Consider the following 21,499-nt stretch of genomic DNA (forward strand, 5'->3'; position numbering starts at 1 on the left):
GACTGACTTAACCAACATACACAAAGTTGAGTCCATTCCGCTCAACTAATGCCGTGCGGGTCTCCCGGGCTGGGGCGCGGCGGTGACCTGCGGTTAGGTTGCGGGGCATGGCCACGTACTCCGTAGACCCGGGTGCCCCGGACGAGCCGTACCTCGCCTTCTGGCGGGAGCGGCATCTGTGCACGCTGACGACCCTGCGCCCCGACGGCAGCCCGCATGTGGTGCCGGTCGGGGTGACCTACGACCCCGAGGCCGGGCTGGCGCGGGTGATCACGAACGGGACGAGCGCGAAGGTGTCCCATGTGCGCGCGGCCGGCCCGGAGGGCGCCCGGGTGGCGGTGTGCCAGGTGGACGGGCGGCGCTGGGCCACGCTGGAGGGGCGCGCGCGGGTGCACACCGACCCGGAGCGGGTCGGCGAGGCGGTGCGGCGGTACGCCGAGCGGTATCTGCGGACGCCGAGGGAGAACCCCGCCCGGGTGGTCATCGAGATCGAGGTGGAGCGGGCGCTCGGGAACGGGTGAAGCAGGGTGGTCAACCGGCTGGTTTCAGCCACCTGGAAGCGCTCCCATACCCCGAAATACCGCCACAAACTGCAGCGGCGTCACCGTGTTCAGGTCACGGTGACGCCGCTGCGGGGGGAAGCACCTGAGCGATCTTTTACGACGGGGGAATCGCGTCAGGCACTGCGGGGGGTGGCCGAGATGGTCCTCAGGTCCGCGTCCTCCGGCTCGGCAAGCCGGTGGTCGCGCTGGTCAAGGTTGACGAAGATCATTCCGTACCGGACGGCACACCTCACCGGCTGCGGCGCCCCGCGGGGCTTGCGCAGACACCGGTAGGCACGTACGTCCTCGTCGTCGTCCCGCGTCACCACGACCGGCTCGCCGAACACGGTCACCATCAGCGAGTCGCCGCTATGGGGGATGGCGGTGACCAGGTCGATGAAGTGCCAGCCGGAGCGGTAGGCGGTGGCCATCTCGCGGCGGAAGGATCGGTCGTCCGGTGGAGTGGTCACGTCAGCTCCAGGCGCTGTCGTCCGCGTGAACAGTGCCGTCACCACTCGCGACCGTGGTGGCCGCCAACGACCAGGCACTGTCCGCCCGATTGTCACCCTTCGCGCCAGAGAGACCACTCAGAGATCCGAAGGCCACAACGGCGGAGAAGGCGGCGACAAGTATCGAGCGAAGCATTCTCTTTCGCATAGTCGGCTTCGTCCTCACTTGAAAGTCCCCTCTTCCCCCGTCGAACAAGACGATGGCTCATTCGGGCACGTCATGGCCACACAATCAGTGCATCATGTTCCTGCATGTTCAGGACCCTGGGGGGTGTAGATTTGGTGGCAAATCGGACTAAAACAACACATCCCCATGCGGTGACGGAGATGTGCGAGGCAGGGGGACGTCTCTACGCGAACGCGCTGCGCACGGGACGCATCGCACGCGCGGACGTGGAAGCCGCCCCCTGTCTGATGGAGTTCGCCCTGCTCCACCCCGATCCCGACGACGTGAACTGGCTGCGCCCGGTTCCTCCCACGGTCGCGCTGGCCCAGCGGCTCAACCCCGTGGAACGTGAGATCACCGAACGCCGGCGGCTGTCCATAGAACTGGCCGAGGCTTTCGAGCCTTTCATGACCCTCAGCGCCCAGGTGACCGCGTCCACGCATTCGATCACCGTGCTGGAGGGCCTCGACCGCATCAACGCGGCGCTCGACCTGGCGACGGCACAGTGCCGGAACGAGATGCTCACGGTCCAGCCGAGCCACCGCCACCCCGAACGCCGGCTCGTCGAAGCGCTCGAACGCGACAAACCACTGATCGAACGAGGAGTCCGGATCCGGACCCTCTATCAGCACACCGCCCGCTACAGCCCCGAGCGGCTCGCCTACGTGGACCAGTTCGCCAACGGCAAAGCGGAGTACCGCACCATCGACGAACTGGTCGAGCGCCTCATCATCTGCGACGAGACGGTCGCCTTCATCCCCGTACGGGACGACCGTCAGGTCGCCCTGGAACTGCGTCACCCCGGCCTCGTCCGCTACCTCATCAAGGTCTTCGAGTTCATGTGGAACCGCGCGGTTCCGCTGAGCGCCGGCAGCCCCTACGAAACCGCCCCCGACGGCATCACCGACATCCAGCACTCCATCGCCAAGCTCCTGGTGGAGGGCCACGTCGACGAGGCCATCGCACGCCGTCTCGGCATGAACGTCCGCACCTGCCGCGCACACATCGCCAAGCTCGCCCAGGCCCTGGGCAGCGGCAGCCGGGCCCAGCTCGGTTTCCTCATAGCCCAGTCCGGAATCCTGAAGCAGGAGCCCTGAACCGCCGGGGGAGAGCCACGCATGACCGCAAGAGCGCACGTCCACGGACCGGAGGAGCTGTGCGAGGCGGGCCTGGAGCTCTACACCCGCGCGCTGCGTGAGGGCCACGTCCCGGCCCGCGACGCCGACGCGCTGCCCTGTCTCGTCGATGCGGGACTCCTGCAGTCCGACCTCGAGGCCACCGACCGCCTGTGCCCGGTGGCCCCCGCCGTCGCCCTCCCCCGGCTGCTGCGCTTCGTGGACGAGGACATTGCCCATCGACGCCGGCAGGGCGTCCGTCTCGCCGAGACCTTCGAACCGCTCCTCGCTCTCTCGGCACCGCAGACGGACCCGGCGGACGTCTCGGGCATCCGGATGCTGAGCGGACTCGACAGGATCAACGTCGCCATCTCCGAGGCCATGGCGAACGTCTCGGGGGAGGTCCTCACCATCCAGCCCCACAACCTCGGGGACCCCGGCGCAGGGGTCGCCGCGCTGGCACGCGACCAGGACCTGCTCGACCGCGGCGGTCGCATCCGCGCCCTCTACCAGCACACCCAGCGCCACCGGCTCGTGATCACCGCCCGCTACGAACAGCTGCGCGGCGACGTCGAGGCCCGCACGCTGGACGAGGTCACCGAGCGGCTGCTCGTCATCGACCGCCAGGTCGCCTTCATCCCCGCGAACAAGGACCGCACCCTCGCCCTCGAAGTGCGCCACCCCACCCTCGTCGACTTCCTGGCCACCGCCTTCGACCGCCTCTGGAGCCTGGCCACCCCCATGCACCCGCGCGCGGTCCGCCCGCCCACCCTGAACGGCGTCACCCCGCGCCAGCGGGCCATCGCCCGCCTCCTCGTCGAGGGCCACACCGACGCCGTCATCGCCGACCGCCTCGGCATGAACGTGCGCACCGCCCGCGTCCACATCGCCAAGCTCGCCGCCGCCCTCGGCAGCGAGAGCCGCGCCCAACTCGGCTACCTCATCGCGGAGTCGGGGATCCTGAAGCAGGAGCAGGAGCAGGAGCAGGAAGAGGCGTGAGCCGGCCGCTCAGCGCATGCTCGGCGACTCCTGGTCGGGCAGGCTGACGACGGCCGGACCGCCGCCGGTGCGCGGGGGACCGTCCAGCCCCACCTGGGCGATGCGCACGCCCAGTTGGGTACGGCTCGCCGCCCCGAGGGTGTCCGACAGCCGGGCGATGTGGGCGCGGCAGGTGCGGACGCTGATGCCGAGGCGCTCGGCGATCACCGCGTCCTGGTGGCCCTCGGCGAGCAGCGCGGCGATGGACCGCTCGCGGTGCGAGATGCCCTCGATGCCGGTGTCGGGCAGCGGGGCCGTCAGCGGGATGGCGAGCCGCCAGAGCCGTTCGAAGACGGTCACCAGGTATGCGACGAGGGCCGGGTGACGCAGCTCCAGGGCCATCGTGCGGTCGGTGTTGGCGGGGATGAAGGCGACCGTGCGGTCGAAGAGGATCAGCCGGTCGATGACCTCGTCGAGCGTGCGGGCCTCCACCGCGTCGCCCATCAGCTCCAGGTAGTTGAGCAGTCCCTGCCCGTGCCGGGCCACGTGCGTGTACAGGTCGCGCATGCGCACGCCCCGGCCGCGCAGGGCCAGCGCCCGGTGCAGCCCCTCGGTCAGCTCGGCCTCCCGCCGGATGCCGCCGGGCTGCACGGTGAGCACCTCCGTGGTGCACGCCTCGGTCGCCTCGTCCATCGCGGCCTGGATGCGCGACAGGCCGTCCAGCACCCGGATCGCGGTGCCCTCCCCCGGCGCCGACAGCGTCTGCAACTGCCGGCCCAGTCCGGCGTACCACTCGAAGGCGGCGACCGCCGAACCCACCCGGCGCTGGCTCGCGGTGACCTCGTCGTAGACCCCGCGCAGCAGCCGGGTCATCACCTCCTGCGGGGAGGTGGGCACCAGCCAGTCCATGTCATCGGGGTCGGGGTGCAGCAGGGCCAGCTCCAGCAGGCAGGGCACCGGGTCGGCGTCCGTACGCGGCACCCGGCCCCGGCGTACGGCCCGGGAGTACACACGGTCCCCCGGCCCGCACAGTCGGTCGGCACCGTGAGGATGCTCCTGAGCCCCATGCCCAGTCATTGCCCATTCCACCCCCCGGTTCCTGCCACTTCCGCAGCGCAACTATGCGCGGCCCCGACCGGGTCCGCAACACGGCTCTCCGCGCCACGGGCGCCGTAATCCACCGGTTTGCGCCGGTATCGTCCGGCCTCCGCCCGTCGCATTGCAACAAGATGATGGTGGTGGCCCGGTCGTCGCCGGGGCATCGTTGATCCCGCTTCCCCCGGGTGCCCGGCACCCGGGGCGGCCCCGGCCGGACTCCCCCCGTTCGGCCGGGGCTGCCGCATCGCGCTCACGGGGGTGGCGCGATGCGGGAGGGCCGCTCACGCGCGTGACGCGGCGGACCACCGCGGTACGCGGGAGCCCGCCGCGTCACGCGCAGCAGTCACGACGGCCCGAGCAGGCAGCCGGATCGGGCGACCCGAGCCTGCCCGATGCCCGCTGCCCGGTGGCTCTACTTCAGACCGGCCTCCGCGCAGGCGGTCTTGTACTTGGGCGTGCAGATCACGTCCACCGGGTAGATCCCGTCCGCGACGACGGTGCCCTTGATCTTGCTCTTGGTCAGCGCGCTCACCTGGACCAGCTTGGCGGCGATGTCCTTGTTGGTGGGGCTGTTCACCCGGTCCTGGGTGAGGGCGTCGAACTGGATGTCCTTGCCCTGGACCTTGGCGACGGCCAGCTGGGCGGCGGTCTGGGCCTCGTCGGGGTAGGACTTGTACACGCTCATGTACTGCTCACCGGCGAGGATCCGCTGCACCGCGTCGAGTTCGGCGTCCTGGCCGGTGATCGGGGGCAGGCTGGTGACGCCGGCGGCCTGCAGCGCCTTGAGGACGCCGCCCGCCATGCCGTCGTTGGCGGCGTACACGCCGGCGATGTTCGCCTTGCCGATCTGGCCGATCGCCTCGGTCATCTCGGCCGTGGCGTTCTCCGGCTTCCAGTCCTTGGTGTCGTACGACTTCGCGATCGTCACCTTGCCGTTCAGCTCGGAGAGCGCGCCCTGCTTGAACTGCTTGGCGTTCGGGTCGGTGGGCGAGCCGTTCACCATGACGATCTTGGCGGAGGTGTGGTCGCCCGACCCCATCGCCTCCAGCAGGGAGCGGGCCTGCACCTCGCCGACGAGCTCGTTGTCGAAGGAGATGTAGGCGTCGATCGGGCCCTCGGCGAGGCGGTCGTACGCGATGACCGGGATGCCCGCGGCCTTGGCCTTCTTCACCTGGCCGGCGATGGCGTGCGAGTCGACGGCGTCCAGCAGGATGACGTCGACGTGGTCGTCGATCATCTGCTGCATCTGACCGGCCTGCCGGGCGGCGTCCGCGTCGGCGTTGAGGTACTCGACCCGGCCCTTCTTGTGGGTCAGTTCGGCCACCTTGCTCTTGATGATGGGGAAGTCGAACTTGTCGTAACGGGTGTTCGCCTTCTCCGGCAGCAGCAGCCCCACCGTGACGTCGTCGCCCTTCGTCGGGCTCGCGCTCGCCCCGTCCCCCGTCGCGTCCAGCACACCGCAGCCGGCGAGCGAAAGGGTCATCGTGGACGCGACCACGGATATGGCGATACGACGCATTCGAGGGCTCACTTCAGGTGGCTTCAGGACGTGGGTGCCGCTTTGCGGCACAGGTGTCTGAAAAGACAACGCGTACGCCACACCACCGTCAAGGGAAACCACTTAACGAGATGGCAACATCACGTTCCGTTTGGATGTGAACACCTTGGAAACCCCACCGGAACCGCCTCCAAACGCCCTTTACGGACCCTTCACCGGTCCCCGCGCGCCGGATCACCTCGCCCCGGGGTCGTACTTCCGCAGCGACTGCTGGACTTGGGACGCGTAGGGGCCCTCCCACCACGGGATCGTCTCGACCAGGACCGGCTTGGTGCCGGAGGCGAGGACGAGGGCGCGGCCGGGCGGCATGGCGCCGAGGTCGGAGACCTGGAGCACCCGTTCGCGGCGCACGGACTCGCTGATCGACCGGGCCCCGGACCAGCCGCCCGTCTCCGACTCACGGCTGGTCTGGTACTCGCGCAGCTCGAACTCGCCCGCCAGCTCGCTCAGATCGCCCAGGAACCGGGTGTCCGAGACACCGCCGCCGTAGACGCGGACGTTCGCCGCGGACCACAGCTTCTCCATGCCCCGCTCGCCCCAGACCTCGATGCCCTGCGCCCAGGACTGCAGGATCGTCATGAGGACGATGCCGCGCGAGCCGTAGTGCGAGTACAGGTCGGGCAGGGCGCGCCAGCGGCAGACGTTGGCGGCCTCGTCGAGCACGCCGATCAGCGGCAGCGGGAGGCGTCCGCCGCGCTGGGTGGTGGCGTACTCCTCGGCCGCCTCGACGACCGCCACGGTGAGCGCGGTGACCAGCGGGCCGGCGGAGTCGCGCCCCTCCCGGCTCAGGGAGTACAGCGTGCCGCCGGTGCGGACGAAGGCGTGCGGGTCGAACTCGGGCGCGTGCGGGTCGGCGGGCGGGGTGACCCAGCGGTTGACCTCGGGGTTGATCAGGCAGGACGCCATCTGCTGGGCGACGCCGTAGATACCGCTGCGCTGCTTGTCGGGCGCGGTGATGACACCGTTCAGCCCGTCGGCGGCCATGGTGTGCCCGGCGGAGCGCAGGATCCGCTCCGGGGTGTCGTCCTTGGGGTTGGACAGCCAGCCGTAGATCTGGGTGACGGGCGCCTTGGCGCAGGCGGCGGCGAGCAGCAGGTTGGCCAGCAGGTCCTGGCCGGCCGGGTCGAAGAACGCGTCGGTGGACGCGTTCGCGTCCCGGGACCCGGAGGCGAAGTGGTCGGCCATCTTGCGGGCCTTGGCGACGTCGGTGACGTACGACAGCGGGTTCCACCACCAGCTCGGCGCCTCCGCGGCGACCTGCTGCGGGTCGAACACCCACACCGGGCCGCGGGCGGCCCGCGGGCCGCGGGTGGCGTCCACGATGTCCCGCTTGTTGGAGGTGACGAGCACGGCGCCCGGCCCGTCCAGGATCGCCGGGATCGCCCGTCGGGTGGTCTTGCCGGTACGCGGGCCCCAGATGTCGACGTGCATGTCCTCGTACGAGCCGAACAGCGGCTGACGCCCCTTGACGGACCGGCCGATGAACACGCCCGGGGTGCTGGCCTGCACCCCGAGCCGCTCGGCGGTGGCGGCCGCGCCCTTCATCGTCAGTTTGCCCAACTCCTCGCCCTTCGCGAGGTGCTGGGCCGCGCTGTCGACATCGGGCTTGTTCCGCCGGCGCTGCCGCACCCGGTAGGCGGCCAGCCCGAGGACGCCGAGGGCGAGCGCCTCGCCGGCGGCGACGGCACTGGCGGCCGAACCCGGCCAGCTGTAGTCGCCCTTGACCATGGCGACGAGGAAGGACAGCGGGTTGGACGGCGGCGCGGGCGCGTCCGCGAAGGACGCGCCCACCTTGGCGGCCAGCCAGGCGCCGCCGGCGCCCAGCAGCACGACCACGACCAGAATGACGATCTCGACCGTCCAGTCGTCCTCGGCGCGGGGCTTCTTCTGCTGTTCTACGGTCACCCGCGGGATCCTCTCTGGGGGGCGAAGACGAAGAGACCGTCGCCTGCCAGCACGGCGTGGCCGTCGGTCGTGAACTGGAGGGCGTCGCCGTCCTGGAGGAAGGAGCCGGACCCGAGACCCTTGGCCAGGACCTTCTTGGTGGTCATGTCCAGCGCCGTGAGGCCCAGGTCGCCGACGTCCGCGTAAAGGAGGTCGGCGCGCGGCAGCGCCAAGGGAGTGATGTCCTGCTCGCCGTCCTCCTGCCGCCACAGCTCCTTGCCGGTCGTCAGGTTCCAGGCGACCGCGCCGCCGCCGTCGAGATCGGTGACCGCGGTGGAGCCGTCCGGGGACACGGCTGCCATCAGCCGGCTCGAGGAACCGACATCGGCCTGCGGCCCCTGGGCGAGCAGCCGGCCGGTCCTCAGGTCGACCACCGTGAGCAGCACGTCGTGCGCGGAGCCGTCCGGCAGTTCCCAGGCGAGCAGGCCCTTGTCGGCGGTGAGCGGGTGGAGGCGGGCCTTGGGGTCGTCGGCGTGGGCGAGGGCGGCGGGACGGTCGACGTCCTCGAGCGTCCACAGCTGCTTCCCGCTGCGGCGGTCGCTGACGACCAGTCGGCTGCCACTGCCGTCGATCACGTTGTAGGTGCTGCCGACGCGGTAGCCGAAGCCGCTGCCGATCCGGTCCTGGTCGTGGTCCCGGTCGGGGACCTCGATGGAGGGACCTCCGCCGATCGGAGTGTAGGTGTCGGCCCCGTACCCCTCCTTCAGGAGCAGGTGGCCCGCTTCGGCGGGCAGATGCGTGTAGGCGTCGCCCGTGAAGGAGGAACGGCCGAGGACCGCGCCGGAGGGCGCGTACAGGGTGTACGTGGTCTTGACCGACGCCTTCTTGAGGCCGTCGGCCGCGATCTCGTCCCCGGCGACGACCAGAAGGGCGGGGTTGCCGTCCTTGTCCTGGATGACCTTGACGAACGAGGAGGGCGTGAGCCGTCGGTCGCCGGCCCAGGCTTCGGGGACGTCGAAGTCGATCGTCCTGCGCACCCTGCCGTCGGCCGCGTCGTAGAGGCGGGCCCGGAAGTGGCTGTCCTCCGAGGAGTCACCGCTCGTGCCGGAGTTCCCCGACCGGTCCTGGGTGAGGACGACGGCGTCGCCGAGCACGCACACCTGCGGGTCGGCCCCCACGACGCCGAGCGCGTCCTTCAGCGCCGGGTCACCGGCACAGCCCGTGGAGCCGTCGACCGGCACGCTCCAGGCGGGCGCCTCGGCCAGGCCGGGCAGGGCCGGGCCCTGGTAGGCGGGTCCGCCGTGCCGGGCGGCGGAGGCGGAGGGCTTGGACTCGGCGTGGCCGGTCGCGGCGCCCTTGCCGTCGCTCCCGCCGCATCCGGCGAGCAGTCCGAGGGACAGCAACATCCCCGTACCGATGCCTATCTGACGCTGCATCACGTCTTTCACGCTCCCTTTTCCCCTCCGTGGCCGTTGCCCTCGACCGGGTCGGTGCCCTTCGGGATCGGCACGCGGTAGACGCCGGTGATCTCGTCCTGGACGTCCCAGGTGCTGAACTGCACCGTCTTTCCGGGCCGCGGCGCATGGATGATCTTGTGGCCCTTGGGGTCCCAGACCAGGCCGACGTGCCCGGAGCGGCCGTTGCCCTCCGGCCGGAAGAAGATCACGTCGCCGGGCTGGGCCTCGGACAGCGACACCTTGTACTTGCTGAGGTACGGCTGCTGTTCGTACGTCGTACCGCCGATGTTGATCTTCCCGCCGCTGGCCATGTAGTACGCCCACTGCGTGAAGCTGGAGCAGTCGAAGCTGGTCGGGTTCTCGCCCTGGAGGCGCGGGGCGCCGTACACGTACGGCACACCGATACCGCGCTGCGCCCAGCCGAGGACCGCCCGGATCACCGGGTCGTCGGCGTCGGGGATGACACCGGAGGCGCCGGCGCCGTCCGGCGGGACATTGGTGCCGCTGCCGCCCGCCGCGCAGTCGGCGTACTGACCGTCCCGTCCCTTGTTGTTGTCGTCGGAGCCGGGAACGGTGCCGTAGTCGGGGTTGGCGGTGACCCGGCCCTTCATCCACTCCGCCGGGTCGACCATGCCCGGACCCTGGTCCTGGCCGGCGACGAACGGGTTGTCGACGCCGGGGACGCGGACCTCCCAGTGCAGGTGGGGACCGGTGACGTTGCCGGTGGCACCGACCGTGCCGATCTGGTCACCGCGCTTGACCTGCTGGCCGACGGACACCTTGATCGACGTCTGGTGCGCGTACAGCGTGATGACACCGCTCGCGTGCTCCAGCTCGGTCATATTGCCGTAGCTGCCGCCGGGGCCCGCGTGGACGACCTTGCCGTCGGCCGGGGCGTAGATCGGAGTACCCGCAGTGGCCACGAGGTCGAGGCCGGTGTGGTAGCCGAGGCTCCACATGTTGCCGTTCTTGTGGTACGGGGTGCCGAGCGTGTACGTGCCCTCCTTCATGGGCCACTGCCAGTCCTTGCCTCCGATGGAGGGCGGCTGCTTGGCCTGGGGGAGGGCGGCCGGGACGACGTCGGTGGAGTAGGCGAGCGGCGCCATGGCCGTGACCGTCTTGTCACCTTCGCCGTCCAGCGGCGGGGTCGACCAGGAACGCGGCGAGCTGGCGGCGATGTTGAGCGCGTGGTCCGGCTGGGCGTCGTTGCCGACCGGCTCGGGGATGTCCGAGTGCTTGCCGAGGGTCGGGAAGGACGGGTTCTTGTCGATGGTGTCCTTCAGGTGCGCGTACCAGCGCTTGATGAGGTCCTGGTCGCCGGTGAGCACACCGCGGTAGCGGGCGGCCTGGGTGAGGACGACCCGCGGATAGATGGTGTTGGAGGCGGTGGAACCCGAGTAGCCGAGCAGCGCCTTCCACGGCTGGGACTCCGCGTGCAGGGCGTGCAGGTAGTTGGCGGCTCCCCAGGCGGCGTCGTCGATGTTGTACAGGTCCTTCTTGCCGTCGCCGTTGCCGTCGGCGCCGTAGTCCTGCCAGGCGGGGCGGCCGAACTGCAGGATGCCCATGTAGCCCAGCGAGTTGGCGCCGCCGGGTGCCGCGGAGGGGTCCTGGCCGTACTTGGTCTCCTGGTACATCTGGCCGGCGATGAGCGTCCAGTCGAGGCCGTCGTAGCGGGCGGCGGCGCGCATGGCCGCCAGGATCATCCGCGGCGGTATCTCGGCCCGGGCCGTCTCGCTCGGCATGTACATCTTGCCGGCCGGCATGATCGGGTTGGTGGCGGCGGCGTCGCCTGTGTTGCCCGCGTTGGCGTTGTCGCCATAGTCGCCGCAGGCGGCGTTCGAGGCGCCGTTGCCGACACCGCCGACCATGCTGCCGATGAGCAGCAGCACAAGGAAGACGGCGGACACGGCGGCGAGACCGCCGCCACCGCCGAGAATCATCCAGAGCTTGAAGCCGTTGTCCTTCTTGCCGCCGCCGGCGCCTCCACCAGGCCCTGCCGAGCCCTGAGCCGCCTGCTTCGCCTTCCTGGCGGCCTTCGCCGCCTTCTGCGCGGCGACGAGCACCGCGGGCGCCACCATGGTGGGCTCACTCCCCCGACTCTGCGGAGGCGCCGGCGTCACCGAGGCCGAAGACGTCGAAGCCGGAGACGACCCACTCCCGACCCTCCTCCTTGACGGACACCAGCCATTCGTTGGACTCGGTGGTGGACTTGCCGGCGGCGACGCGCGTGGTGGTCACCTTCACCAGGCTGGAGATCGTCCGACCGCTCCCCCGCACCAGGTCGTCCGAGATCACCGCGTCCCGCTCCACGACGGCGGTGCCCTTGGACGAGCAGTGCTCGGCCTGGCACTGCGCCCACGTCCTGCCGCTGGGCAGGACGGTCACCTGCTTCATCTGCGGTTCGCCGGTGGTCAGCTGAAGCAGCGGCGCCTGCCACGACCGGGTGCTGCTGCTGTGGTCATAGGTGTTCAGGCCCGCCATGTACCGAGTCATCGCCTCATGGGCCTTGGCCACTTCCGGCAGCGAGACGATCGGAGCGGCCGCGGCGGCACCCGGCCGGTCGCTGCCCGCGTCCCCGGCGTCCTGTCCCGGGTTCGCGGGAGCGGAAGTCTGCGCCGTCGTCCCGCCGTCGCCGCTCTGCTCGTCGTCCCCGTCGAAGACGGTGAACACCGTCAACACGCCGACGAGCAGAACCCCGAGCACCGCCAGGGCCAGCAGTGCCGCGCGCTTGTTCTCGGCAGGCAACTCCACGTCTCCGCGTCTCCCTTGTGCTGATCCGACCGGCGTTACGGGGGATGACCGGGACACGGTAGGGGGAAGGCGGTGCGGGAGAGACTCGGCATTTCCCGCCGGGCAACAGGCCGGGAAAAGAGTCAGGAGTGCTCGGGAAAGCGCGGGACTCGGGCCCCGTGCGGCTCAGTGGACGTAATCGGTCAGGACGCAGCCGTCGACCAGAGCGGGCTCACTGCGGAAACCGGCCGGCGGGACGAAGTTCGGCGAGCAGTTGATACCGAGGGTGCCCGCCCGTACGAGCGCCTCGCGGTCACTGCTGCGCGCGTTGAGTTCGACCGCGAAGTTCTGACCGACGTAGTAGCGGGTGTCCGTGTCGCCCTCCGATCGCTGGTAGTTCTTGTAGGCGGTCTGGAATGCGGTCATGTCGTTGACGAGCATCAGTTTGTGATACTCCTCGTTCGAGATATCGCCACTGCAAGTCGCTCGATCCTTGATGGAGAAGGCCTTGTCGGTGGCTGCGATCTTGGCGGCCGCGCCATTGCTGTCGCCTTCGCCATCGATGTTGGCGAGAACGTCCTCCTTGTCCCGGCTGAGGCCCTCGCACCCGGTGGCGGAGCTGACGAGCTTCGCCACCCCGTTCATGTCCGCGACCTTGGCCAGCCCGGCCACCGCGGCTTTGCCGTTCCCGTCCGCACCGGGATCCCCCACCGCGCCGGACGGCGCTCCGCTCGCCGTCCCGTTGCCGCCGCCCTGTCCCGTACCGGCGTCGTCCCCACAGGCGACGGCCGTGGTGGCGAGGACGAGGACGAGTGCGGCCGTGGTGAGTGGACGGAGCTTGCGCATGCGAGTGTTCTTCTTCCGTTGGCAGTGCAGGAGCATGTACGGGTGCTCAGGAGACCGAGGCCGTCACGCCGGCCGGGGATCGACCGGCAGCGGATCGAACGGGTAGGCCGTGTGGCCGTCCTTCGGTGAACAGGCCGCGAAGGGACCCATGTCCGGGTCCATCAGGACTCGCAGATGCGGATCGGCATGGTGCAGCCACCAGGTCGACATGCCGAGCGCCGGGTCCTGGCGCAGATGCTCCCAGGCCAGCCAGAGCGCGGAGAGACGCGCGCCGGCCTCGGGGTGTTCCCACCAGGTGGGGCACCAGGTGGCCGAAGTGCCGTTGACACGGCGGCGGATCATCTGGGCGAGGTAGTCGGAGACGAAGGCGTAGACGTCAGGGAAATAGAACTGCGGCTCTTCTGCGGCCTGTTCGCCGGCGATCATAGCTCCACTCCTGCTGGCTGCCGTTCGGGGGCCGGGGGCGGCAGGGTGAGGGCCGCAGCGGGGTTGAGGGCACCGTGACCGGCGGTCGGACCTCGCGGGGCGGCGGGCATGGCGACGGGACGGATCTTCACGCCGGGCAGGAACTCGTTCACCGCCGGTCCCCGCTGCCGCTGTTGCCGCGCGTTCAACTCCTCGTAGCTGTCGGCCGATCCGAGCCGCCACAGGGCAGCCTCGTGGCTCTCCTTCAGCCGCTCGGGTACGTCCATGGCGGCCAGCTTGTGCGCGAACTCCTTGGGCGAGGTCTTCGCCGGGTCGATGTCCTCCATCCGCCACTGCGACCGCAGGGTCTTGTCACCGATCAGGCTGTCGATTTCCGGCGGGAGTTGCTCGTGCCGGGGCATGTCGACCGGGAACTCGATGTGCTCCTTGCCGACCTTCTCGTGAGCCAGCAGCCGAGGCAGTTCATCGGCGCCGAGGACCGACTCCTTGCCGATATCGGCCGCGAACGCCACCACCGGGCCGGTCGCCGCCTCCGCATAGCGGCCGGAGACGGTCTTCCACACTGCCTTTGCGGTCTCGTCGACCTGGGCGAGATCCAGATGGTAGTCCTTGGTGAGGACACCCCTCACCTCATCGTTGAACAGGTGGTAGGAGTCGAGCTGAGCCCCGGCGGGGCTGTCCTCCAGCACCTGCATGCCTCGTGATCTGCCGCAGGCCTGGGCGAGGTAGCGATGGCCGATCTCCCGGGGTGCCCCCTCCGGCTGCGACCGCCAGGACCAGAACGCCCGTGTCTCACCCCGCTCCGGGTGCGTGACGGCACCGTTCTCCGCGACGTCCCGGACGAACGACAGAAGGTCCGGGAACGCCCGCCCCTGCTCGTGCGCGGCACGCCAGTCCGCGTACATCCGGGCGACCACGGTGCGGGCTTCGTCCTGGTTGCGCGGCTGCGTCCGTGCGTGCGCCTCCTCCAGGGCCAGCGCGTCGGCTATCTCCTCCGGGGTCGGCGTTGCGCCGAGGCTCACAGACCCCTCCGGGAACCTTCAGGCGGATACACGGCCAGGCTGATCATCGACCCACCAGGCAGATCCTGGGTCCAGGTCGGGAAGGACACCGACTGGTCGAGTACGTAAACCGCCTGTCCCGGCGCCTCGCCCAGGGGCCCCCAGTACGCCATCCGGAACGGGCTGCGGTTCCGCAGCCGGGATTCCCGGCCCGCCCAGAACGCCGGCTCCGGCGGCTCTGGAAAGTCCGCAGCGTCCCACTGTCCGTGCCACACCGGTGCCCCCATGGCCGACACCGCCGCCTGAAGATGTGCCGGCCAGGCCTCGGAAGCCGCAGCCAGTACAGCGTCGTTGTCCTCCGGGCCGGACGCGGTCAGCCGCCAGCAGGCCATCAGGCTCGCGCTCACGATGGGACTTCCATAGACGGTGGTGTTGCCGAACGACACCTCGCCCCCGGTCGCGGTACGGACCCGCAGCTGCCGGTCGAACGTCAGCGGCTCCCAGCCGTACCGCCCGCACCACTCCCGCAGCTCATCGGAGCCCTGCGGCGGCCCTGCCCACACGGAAGCCCAGTCCACACCCCGCAGCACGGTCAGCTCGGCGGCCAGATCCTGGGGGCTGCGTCCGGTCGTCTCCGTCAGCATGGGCTTCCTCTCGGTCGGACGAACAATCGGCAGGGGGCGATCAGGTCAGGACGATACCGAGCAGCAACAGCCCCACCACGATCGCGCCCATGACGATCCGGGCCGTCGGATCCTCCCGTTCCCACAGGTCGTGGACGACCGCCCATCCGGTCAGCCGGGCCGCGCGACCGTTCTGGAAGCGGGCGCCCAGCCCCTCCCCGTCCTCGTCCGCTCCCTGGTCCGGTGTCTCCGCCGGTTCCGGTGCCGCGTCCAGGCCCACCGGCAGCCCCTGCTGCTCCTGAGCCACCAGAACCAGCGGCTCGAGAAGGTCGGGAATCGTGTGAGGTGTGAGGGGATAGGCGACGGTGCCGTAGGGCGTGTCCAGGCACAGGCGGGTCTGCCATGGGTTGCCGGGCTCGTAGCCGTCGATCCACGCCCGGGACGCCTGCAGTGCCTGCGGTGGTACGGGCAGCTGGGGCACCGCCGGCTGCTGCGGTGCCGTCGGCGTCTGCGTCTGCGGCGGTACGGCCCAGGCGCGCGGGTCGGGGGATTGCGGATGCCCGTTCTGGTCGCTCAACTCTCGTCCTTCGCCGGGGCCATGGGGCCTGGTGTGCTGCGCGGGGGCAGCCCGCCCGGGTCCACCCCGCGCATTGTGGGCCGAGGGCACGCCCCGACGGCGACCCGGCTTCCCGATGATTCCCCGGCGCCTCTCCCGCCCGTTTCCCGACCGCCTGCCTCCCGGGAATTCCTCAACTCCCGCCGGGAATTGCCACCGGCTCGAGCGATGCGTCTTTGCCACACTGCCAGCGCACCTGGCCGGGCCAGGGCCCGTCGTGCGGCGCGGTCGCGCCCGCCAGGCAGACGGGGAACCGACTCGCTGGAGTATCCGACTCGATGACAGACCAGAACAGCCCTGCTGGCGCGGTCGGCGCAGGCCAGCCTTCCGGGCAGCCCGGGTCCTTCGGTCCTCCGCAAGCCCAGCAGCAGGGATGGGCGGCGCAGGGGCAGCAGTCCCAGCAGCAGCCTCCGCACATGTCCTCGGACGCGGCCCGTGCGCAGGTCGCCGCCGCCTGGGTACGCAGCCAGCCCCGGGCCGCCCAGGCCGCTGTACCGGCCCTGCCGCCACGGGAGACCGCTCCGCGCACCGAGTCGAAGAAGGAGAAGCGGGAGCGGGAGCGGGCGGCACGCAAGGCCGCGTACGAGCAGAAGAAGGCGGCGAAGCAGGAGCGCAGGAAGGGAACGGCGCAGGCACCGGCCTCCGCCACGGCTCCGGCACCCGCCATCACCCCGACACCGACACCGGCAGCCGCTCCGGCAGCCGCCGGCGCGACGGCTGCGCCACCGGCACCCCCTACTGCCGCATCCGTAGCGTCCCCGGCCGCCGCTGCCGCCGGGCCGGCCACCGCGGCCGCGCCCTCGGCCGGCGTGGCCGCCCGACAGGTCTCGGCCGCCACGTCCACGACGGCCCCGGCCTCTGCGACGGCCCCCGCCTCCGCGGCTTCCCGCACCTTCGACGTCCCCAAGCCCGGCGGCCGTATCCCGGCCGGCGGTTCCGGCGGACGCCGTACGCATGTCGCCCTGCGCGCCACCCTTCTCATCACCACCTGCGTGTTCGCTCTCGGCTCGTGCGGGGTGATGGGCCTGATGGTCGGGGCGTCGTCCGGGTCGAGCAGCGCGTCGCTGGACGCGTCGGACGCCGCCCGGTACCGGCTCACCGACTTCCCGCTCCAGCAGGCGGCGAACTTTGCTGAGCAGTACGCGCTGCTGTGCATGACGTACTCCCCGGAGAAGGCCTCCGAGCGGCGCGCCAACCTCGCCCACTACGCCTCCGCCGGCGTCGACGCCGAGTGCGGATGGAACGGCGAGGGCACCAGCACGGCCGTGTCCGCCACCTGGGACGGCACGGTGGAGGACCTGCCCGAGTACGACGACCACGGCCGCTACCTGGGGGTGCAGGTGCGCACCACCGACGGCACGTTGACCGAACTGACCGTTCCCGTCTACGTCGAGGACCTCAAGTCCGGCGAGGGCATGCGCGTCGCCGGGGACGTCGGCCAGATGCCGCTGCCCGCCCGCGCCGACGTGCCGGAGGTCGATCAGAGCCACGAGGTCGTGGACGAGAAGCTGGCCGACCAGCTCAAGGAGCAGGTGCTGCCCGGCTATTTCACGGCCTGGGGCGCGTCGGACAGCACCGCCATGGCCCGCTTCACCGCCCCCGACGCGACTCGTGCAGCCACGTCAGGACTGGCCGGCCGGCTGTCGAACCCGCACCTTACCGATGTCGTCGCGCTGGTCCCGGGCAAGGTGCAGAACACCGACCCGTACACCTACCCGACCGGTCAGGCCGTCCAGCTGCGGGTGACCGTCGACTGGGGCGTCCCGGAGGGCCGGACGGCGAGCCGGGCCTACCGGATGACCGTGGTGAACACCGCCCAGGGCTGGTTCATCAAGGACATCCGCGGCGGCCTGCTCGACCCGCAGGGCGGCCGGGCCGACGACGACCAGAGCGGCTCCTCGGACTCCTCCGGCTCAGCGGACTCCTCCGACTCCGCCGGCAGCACGCCGTCGGCCTCCGGCTCACCGTCCCCGTCGCCCTCAGGCACCACCGTCCAATCGTCGAAGGGCAAGCGGCGCGCCGCGCACTGACGCGGTCCACCCGCCCGATCCCAGAACCAATTCGTCAGCATCCGAGAGGAAACATCGTGTACCTGGCAGCCAAGGGCAACAACGAGCTGGACAACATGATCGGAGAGATCGAGGGGATCCTCCGTGACGCGGGCACCATGGTCGCCGTCATCGCCCTCCTCATCCTCGGCATCCGCATGCTCATGTCCATGAAGCGTGGCGACGGCATGCGCGAGGCGTTCCAGGGCTTCGGCCTGATCGCCCTCGCCGCGCTGATCATCGGCGGCGCCACCGGCCTGGCCGGACTCCTCATCAGCCTCGGCGACCAGATCGGGGGCAGCACCAACGGCTGACCGGTCCGCCGGCAGACATGGCAGCGGACGCTCGGCAGACATGGCTGAGCTGACGCTCGGCAGACCAAGAACAGACACGGGAGTTCGCACAGATGGCACAGGACGCGCCGGAGCCGCTGGTCGCGTACGACCACACCGACCTGGTCAACCGGCCCAAGCGCATCTGGAACTGGGGCAACATCCCGCTCCCCGGCCTGCTGCTGCCCGCGCTGGGCGCCGCCTTCGCCTTCGGGCTGCTCTGGCTGGTCACGCTGTTCTCGCTGTCGGCGTTCCTGCCCTTCCTGCGCATGTCGCTCTGGACGTCACTGCTCTACTTCGGGCCGCCGATCGTCGTCTACTTCGTCTGGGGCAGGCCACTGCCCTCGGCGCTCACCCTGAGCCAGCAACTGGTGGTGTGGGCCGACTGGTGGTGGCAGCCCAAGCGGCTGCAGGGCCTGGCCGCGGACCGGGAGCCGGAGGAACTGCGCTGGCAGGTGATCCTGTGGACTCCCGGATCCCCGCGCTGGCAGGCCCGCTACGACGCCGCCCGCCGGTCCGCCGCCGACCGCGGCACCCCGTTCTCCGCCTCCCGCTGACCGACCGACCCTTCCCTCCCAACCCCCAGGTGACCCATGTTCATGCTGATCCTCCTGGGCGGTGCCGTCGCCTTCTTCGTGGTCGCCATGATCATGGCTTCCTCTTCGAGCAAGAAGCAGCAGAGCAACGGCACCGCCGGGACCCGCACCAGGCAGGCGCCGGCCTCCGCCCGCCGTGAAGACCTCCGCCTGCCCTACCGCTACGCCGACGACATGATCTTCGTGCACGGCGACTCGGTGTGGACGGGTCTGGTCCTGCCCAACGCGATCGACGAGTACCTGAACTCCACCGAGCTCCAGGCGATGGCCGAGGGCCCGGCCCGCGGTCTGCTCAACCTGGCCCGCGGCGACCGCAACGTCGACTGCCACTACCGCAAGGTGTACCAGCCGATCACCGCGCTGACCTGGGCGGAGGAACTGAACGCGGTCGCCTGGGACCCGACGGAGAACTACAAGGCGTACAACCTGCGCAAGGCCGACTATCAGGAGCGCATCGGCGCCAAGCGGGAGCGCAACATCCTGCTGGTGAAGCTGGGCTCGCTCAAGCGCAGCGGCGGCTCCACGGGCGTCCTGCGCCAGGACGACGAGCCGTACGACGAGCCCGGCCTGCTCCGGGGCGTGCGCGGCACCGCCGACCGTGCCGCGGCCACCGCGACGGGCGTCGCCGACGAGCACCTGTCGCCGTCCGTCATCGCCGAATGGACCCAGGTCGCCGTCGAGGTCCACGAGAGCCTGGAGAACCTCAAGGGCACCCCGCTCACCCGCGAGGAACTGGTCTGGCTGATCCGCAAGCCTCTCCACGGCGACCTGCCGGTCCCCCCGGAGCCCGTGCTCGGCTCGCGCGCCTGGGGACCCGACCAGTTCGACCTGGTCGTCGACTTCTCTGGCGAGAACCGCAAGACGCACATCGTGCTGCACCAGTACGACGAGGTCACCGGCGAGCGCCAGACCAGCTACACCACGACCCTGGTCGCCGCCAACTGGCCCGCCGAGACCCGCTTCCGCCAGTCCACGGCCTGGGCCCGTTACGCCGCACAGCACGTCGACTTCCCCGTCGAGATCGACATGCGCTTCACCCTCATCCCGTACTCGAAGTTCAAGGACCGCGCCGACAAGATCCGCGGCAACCTCGTGGACGAGATGAACGACATGGCCAACTCCGGCCGCACGCCCGACACCAAGCTGGCCAGCCAGGTCACCCGTGCACAGGAGCTCGTCGACGACATCGAGGAGCACAAGATGCCGGGCATGGAGGCGCAGATCCGCTTCACGATCTCGGCGCCGGACGTGAAGGAGCTGGAGCGCCGCCGGCGTGTGCTGGAGATGCAGTTCAAGCAGGATCTGAAGGTCACTCTGCTGCGTCCCACCCGTATGCAGTGGCGGCTGCTGCAGGCCCAGCTCCCCGGCGACGCGCCCAAGCTGCCGATCTCCCCGTACCTGCGCCTGCAGGAGGTCGAGCAGCTCGGCGCCGGGCTGCCCACCGCGGGCACCGAGCTGGGCGACAACCCGGAGACCCGCTCCGGCAGGCGCCTGGGCTGGGTCGGCAACCTGGTCGGCTGGGCCGGCAAGATGCCGGTCCACTACTCGCTGCACGTCGGCCCGGCCCGCAACGACGGCGGAGGTCTCGCCATCGTCGGCGCGTCGGGTGGTGGCAAGTCCTCGCTGGCCCTCCAGAAGTTCTACGAGGAGTCGGAGTCGGGCGTCCGCTGCCTGGTCATCGACCCGAAGACCGACTTCGCACAGATGTGCTACTACCTGGCCTTCGGCTCCCAGGTGAACGACACCGGCTTCGCCGCGGACGCCGAGGCGGGCATCCTCGGCACCCCGGCCAGCCGCTTCCAGCCCGTCAACCGGGAGTTCTGGGCCGAGACGGAGGTCGTCGACCTCCTCAAGGGCCAGGCCGGCGTCCTCGACCCGTGGGTCATCGCCCGGGACGTGCCGTCGGGACGCCTGCTCGCCGAGTCGATGCTGCGCGGGTTCCTCGGCGACGAGGACTACCAGCGCGTCCGCCTCCCCGTCATCGAGGCGATGGCGGCGGTCGTCGGCCGCTACAACTCCGCGATCCGCCAGGCCGTCGAGCAGGGCCTGTCCGCCCGCGACGCCGAAGTGCGCGTGCCACGGCCGACCCTGTGGCAGGTCGTCGACGAGGTCGTGGAGTCGTACGACCACGCCGTCGCGACCGGCGACCGGGAGGCGGCCAAGGACCTGAAGCTCGCCCAGATGCTGCTGACCGAGCTGCGCACCCTCCCCTACGCCCGACTGGCGTTCGCGGAGACGCCGCAGCCGCTGAGCAGCATGCGCAAGCGCCGTACGGTCATCACCCTGCGCGGCTTCCAGTCCCCGGCGGCGTCCGACCCGCGCAACTGGAACCCGGCCGAGCGTCTTGCCGCCACCGCGCTGATGGCGGTCGTGGAGCTGGGCAGCCAGATGCTGGACGTCGGCTACGAGAAGAACCCGGTGACCGGCGAGGTCGGCCTGCGCCCCAAGGCGCTCTTCGTCGACGAGGCCTACGTCGTCACGGCCACGGAGTCGGGCCGCGACCTGATGCGCCGAGCCCTCAAGCAGGGCCGCTCCTACCTGGCCGTGACCGTCCTGATCACCCAGCAGGCCATCGACCTGGTGCAGATCGAGGACTCCGAGGCCCGCAGCGGTGGCGCCAACCAGATCCACACGGTGTTCGCGTTCAAGCAGAAGTCGGCCCAGGAGGCCTCCCTGGTCGCCCCGCTCCTCGGCCGCCCCGAGGACGACCCGAAGGTCATCGCCGCGCTCCAGGAACTCCGCACGGGTGTCTGCCTCCAGCGAGACGCCGACAAGCGGGTCGGCACGGTCGCCGTCGACCTGGTCTTCAAGGAGATCCTCGCCGCCACGGACACCAACGGCACCACCCGCCCGGCCCGCCAGGGGATCGACCCGCCGCAGAGCGTGTGGGAGTGGACGTTCCTCCAGGAGGCGGAGGAGGCCCCGACGCAGCAGACCGCGGCGACCGCGGAACCGGTGACCGTATGACCCCCAT

19 protein-coding genes are annotated in these 21,499 nt (G+C 70.5%); 7 read left to right on the forward strand and 12 right to left on the reverse strand.

Annotation, left to right across the window (positions count from 1 at the left end; translation table 11 throughout):
- Positions 1-107 precede the first annotated feature (107 nt).
- Positions 108-521 (forward strand): PPOX class F420-dependent oxidoreductase, encoded by a 414-nt coding sequence (locus ABZ865_RS16575; protein ID WP_361230311.1) that lies wholly within the window; start codon positions 108-110, stop codon positions 519-521.
- A gap of 155 nt (positions 522-676) precedes the next feature.
- On the opposite strand, the gene ABZ865_RS16580 is transcribed toward ABZ865_RS16575, so the two are convergent.
- Positions 677-1,012, reverse strand: a complete 336-nt coding sequence (locus ABZ865_RS16580; protein ID WP_361230313.1) for a hypothetical protein — start codon at positions 1,010-1,012, stop codon at positions 677-679.
- 366 nt (positions 1,013-1,378) lie between these two features.
- Between ABZ865_RS16580 and ABZ865_RS16585 the strand changes: the two genes are divergently transcribed.
- Both ABZ865_RS16585 and ABZ865_RS16590 read left to right on the forward strand, forming a co-directional pair.
- Complete coding sequence (locus tag ABZ865_RS16585) at positions 1,379-2,314, forward strand: helix-turn-helix transcriptional regulator (RefSeq protein ID WP_361230316.1); 936 nt, start codon at positions 1,379-1,381, stop codon at positions 2,312-2,314.
- Between the two features lie 21 nt (positions 2,315-2,335).
- A complete protein-coding gene (locus ABZ865_RS16590) occupies positions 2,336-3,331 on the forward strand; it encodes a helix-turn-helix transcriptional regulator (RefSeq protein ID WP_361230319.1) in 996 nt (331 codons plus the stop codon).
- Between the two features lie 9 nt (positions 3,332-3,340).
- Here the strand turns inward: ABZ865_RS16590 and ABZ865_RS16595 are convergent, their stop codons facing one another.
- From ABZ865_RS16595 to ABZ865_RS16645, 11 genes are all read right to left on the reverse strand, one after another.
- Positions 3,341-4,387 carry a LuxR C-terminal-related transcriptional regulator gene (locus ABZ865_RS16595; RefSeq protein ID WP_361230322.1) on the reverse strand — a complete coding sequence of 349 codons (1,047 nt, stop codon included), beginning with the start codon at positions 4,385-4,387 and terminating at the stop codon, positions 3,341-3,343.
- A gap of 433 nt (positions 4,388-4,820) precedes the next feature.
- The gene (locus tag ABZ865_RS16600) at positions 4,821-5,927 is read right to left on the reverse strand and encodes a substrate-binding domain-containing protein (RefSeq protein WP_361230325.1); all 1,107 of its coding nucleotides are present in this window, start codon (positions 5,925-5,927) and stop codon (positions 4,821-4,823) included.
- Between the two features lie 213 nt (positions 5,928-6,140).
- Entirely contained in the window at positions 6,141-7,871 is a 1,731-nt protein-coding gene (locus ABZ865_RS16605; protein ID WP_361230328.1) for a TraM recognition domain-containing protein, read from the reverse strand.
- On the reverse strand, positions 7,868-9,286 hold the full coding sequence (locus tag ABZ865_RS16610) for a PQQ-binding-like beta-propeller repeat protein (protein WP_361230331.1): 1,419 nt from the start codon (positions 9,284-9,286) through the stop codon (positions 7,868-7,870). The genes ABZ865_RS16605 and ABZ865_RS16610 overlap by 4 nt, the downstream gene beginning before the upstream one ends.
- Positions 9,287-9,294: 8 nt before the next feature.
- Positions 9,295-11,385 carry a peptidoglycan DD-metalloendopeptidase family protein gene (locus ABZ865_RS16615; RefSeq protein ID WP_361230333.1) on the reverse strand — a complete coding sequence of 697 codons (2,091 nt, stop codon included), beginning with the start codon at positions 11,383-11,385 and terminating at the stop codon, positions 9,295-9,297.
- A 7-nt stretch (positions 11,386-11,392) separates the two neighbouring features.
- Positions 11,393-12,058 carry a hypothetical protein gene (locus tag ABZ865_RS16620; RefSeq protein ID WP_361230336.1) on the reverse strand — a complete coding sequence of 222 codons (666 nt, stop codon included), beginning with the start codon at positions 12,056-12,058 and terminating at the stop codon, positions 11,393-11,395.
- A 165-nt stretch (positions 12,059-12,223) separates the two neighbouring features.
- Positions 12,224-12,883 carry a hypothetical protein gene (locus ABZ865_RS16625; protein WP_361230339.1) on the reverse strand — a complete coding sequence of 220 codons (660 nt, stop codon included), beginning with the start codon at positions 12,881-12,883 and terminating at the stop codon, positions 12,224-12,226.
- Positions 12,884-12,946: 63 nt separating this feature from the next.
- Entirely contained in the window at positions 12,947-13,309 is a 363-nt protein-coding gene (locus ABZ865_RS16630; protein ID WP_361230342.1) for a DUF4913 domain-containing protein, read from the reverse strand.
- Positions 13,306-14,331: a hypothetical protein gene (locus ABZ865_RS16635; protein ID WP_361230345.1), complete on the reverse strand. Its 1,026-nt coding sequence runs from the start codon at positions 14,329-14,331 to the stop codon at positions 13,306-13,308. Before ABZ865_RS16635 ends, ABZ865_RS16630 begins: the two co-directional genes overlap by 4 nt.
- Positions 14,328-14,954 carry a hypothetical protein gene (locus ABZ865_RS16640; RefSeq protein WP_361230348.1) on the reverse strand — a complete coding sequence of 209 codons (627 nt, stop codon included), beginning with the start codon at positions 14,952-14,954 and terminating at the stop codon, positions 14,328-14,330. The genes ABZ865_RS16635 and ABZ865_RS16640 overlap by 4 nt, the downstream gene beginning before the upstream one ends.
- 40 nt (positions 14,955-14,994) lie before the next feature.
- Positions 14,995-15,510: a hypothetical protein gene (locus tag ABZ865_RS16645; RefSeq protein ID WP_361230351.1), complete on the reverse strand. Its 516-nt coding sequence runs from the start codon at positions 15,508-15,510 to the stop codon at positions 14,995-14,997.
- Between the two features lie 455 nt (positions 15,511-15,965).
- Between ABZ865_RS16645 and ABZ865_RS16650 the strand changes: the two genes are divergently transcribed.
- The 4 genes from ABZ865_RS16650 to ABZ865_RS16665 all read left to right on the forward strand — a co-directional run bounded on the left by ABZ865_RS16650 (position 15,966) and on the right by ABZ865_RS16665 (position 21,492).
- A complete protein-coding gene (locus ABZ865_RS16650) occupies positions 15,966-17,579 on the forward strand; it encodes a conjugal transfer protein (RefSeq protein WP_361230354.1) in 1,614 nt (537 codons plus the stop codon).
- Between the two features lie 56 nt (positions 17,580-17,635).
- Complete coding sequence (locus ABZ865_RS16655) at positions 17,636-17,911, forward strand: hypothetical protein (RefSeq protein ID WP_361230357.1); 276 nt, start codon at positions 17,636-17,638, stop codon at positions 17,909-17,911.
- 92 nt (positions 17,912-18,003) lie between these two features.
- Positions 18,004-18,486 (forward strand): hypothetical protein, encoded by a 483-nt coding sequence (locus ABZ865_RS16660; RefSeq protein ID WP_361230360.1) that lies wholly within the window; start codon positions 18,004-18,006, stop codon positions 18,484-18,486.
- A 36-nt stretch (positions 18,487-18,522) separates the two neighbouring features.
- Entirely contained in the window at positions 18,523-21,492 is a 2,970-nt protein-coding gene (locus ABZ865_RS16665) for an ATP-binding protein (RefSeq protein ID WP_361230363.1), read from the forward strand.
- Positions 21,493-21,499 lie beyond the last annotated feature (7 nt).

This window comes from Streptomyces sp. NPDC047085 (assembly GCF_040643735.1).
Taxonomy (GTDB): Bacteria; Actinomycetota; Actinomycetes; order Streptomycetales; family Streptomycetaceae; genus Streptomyces.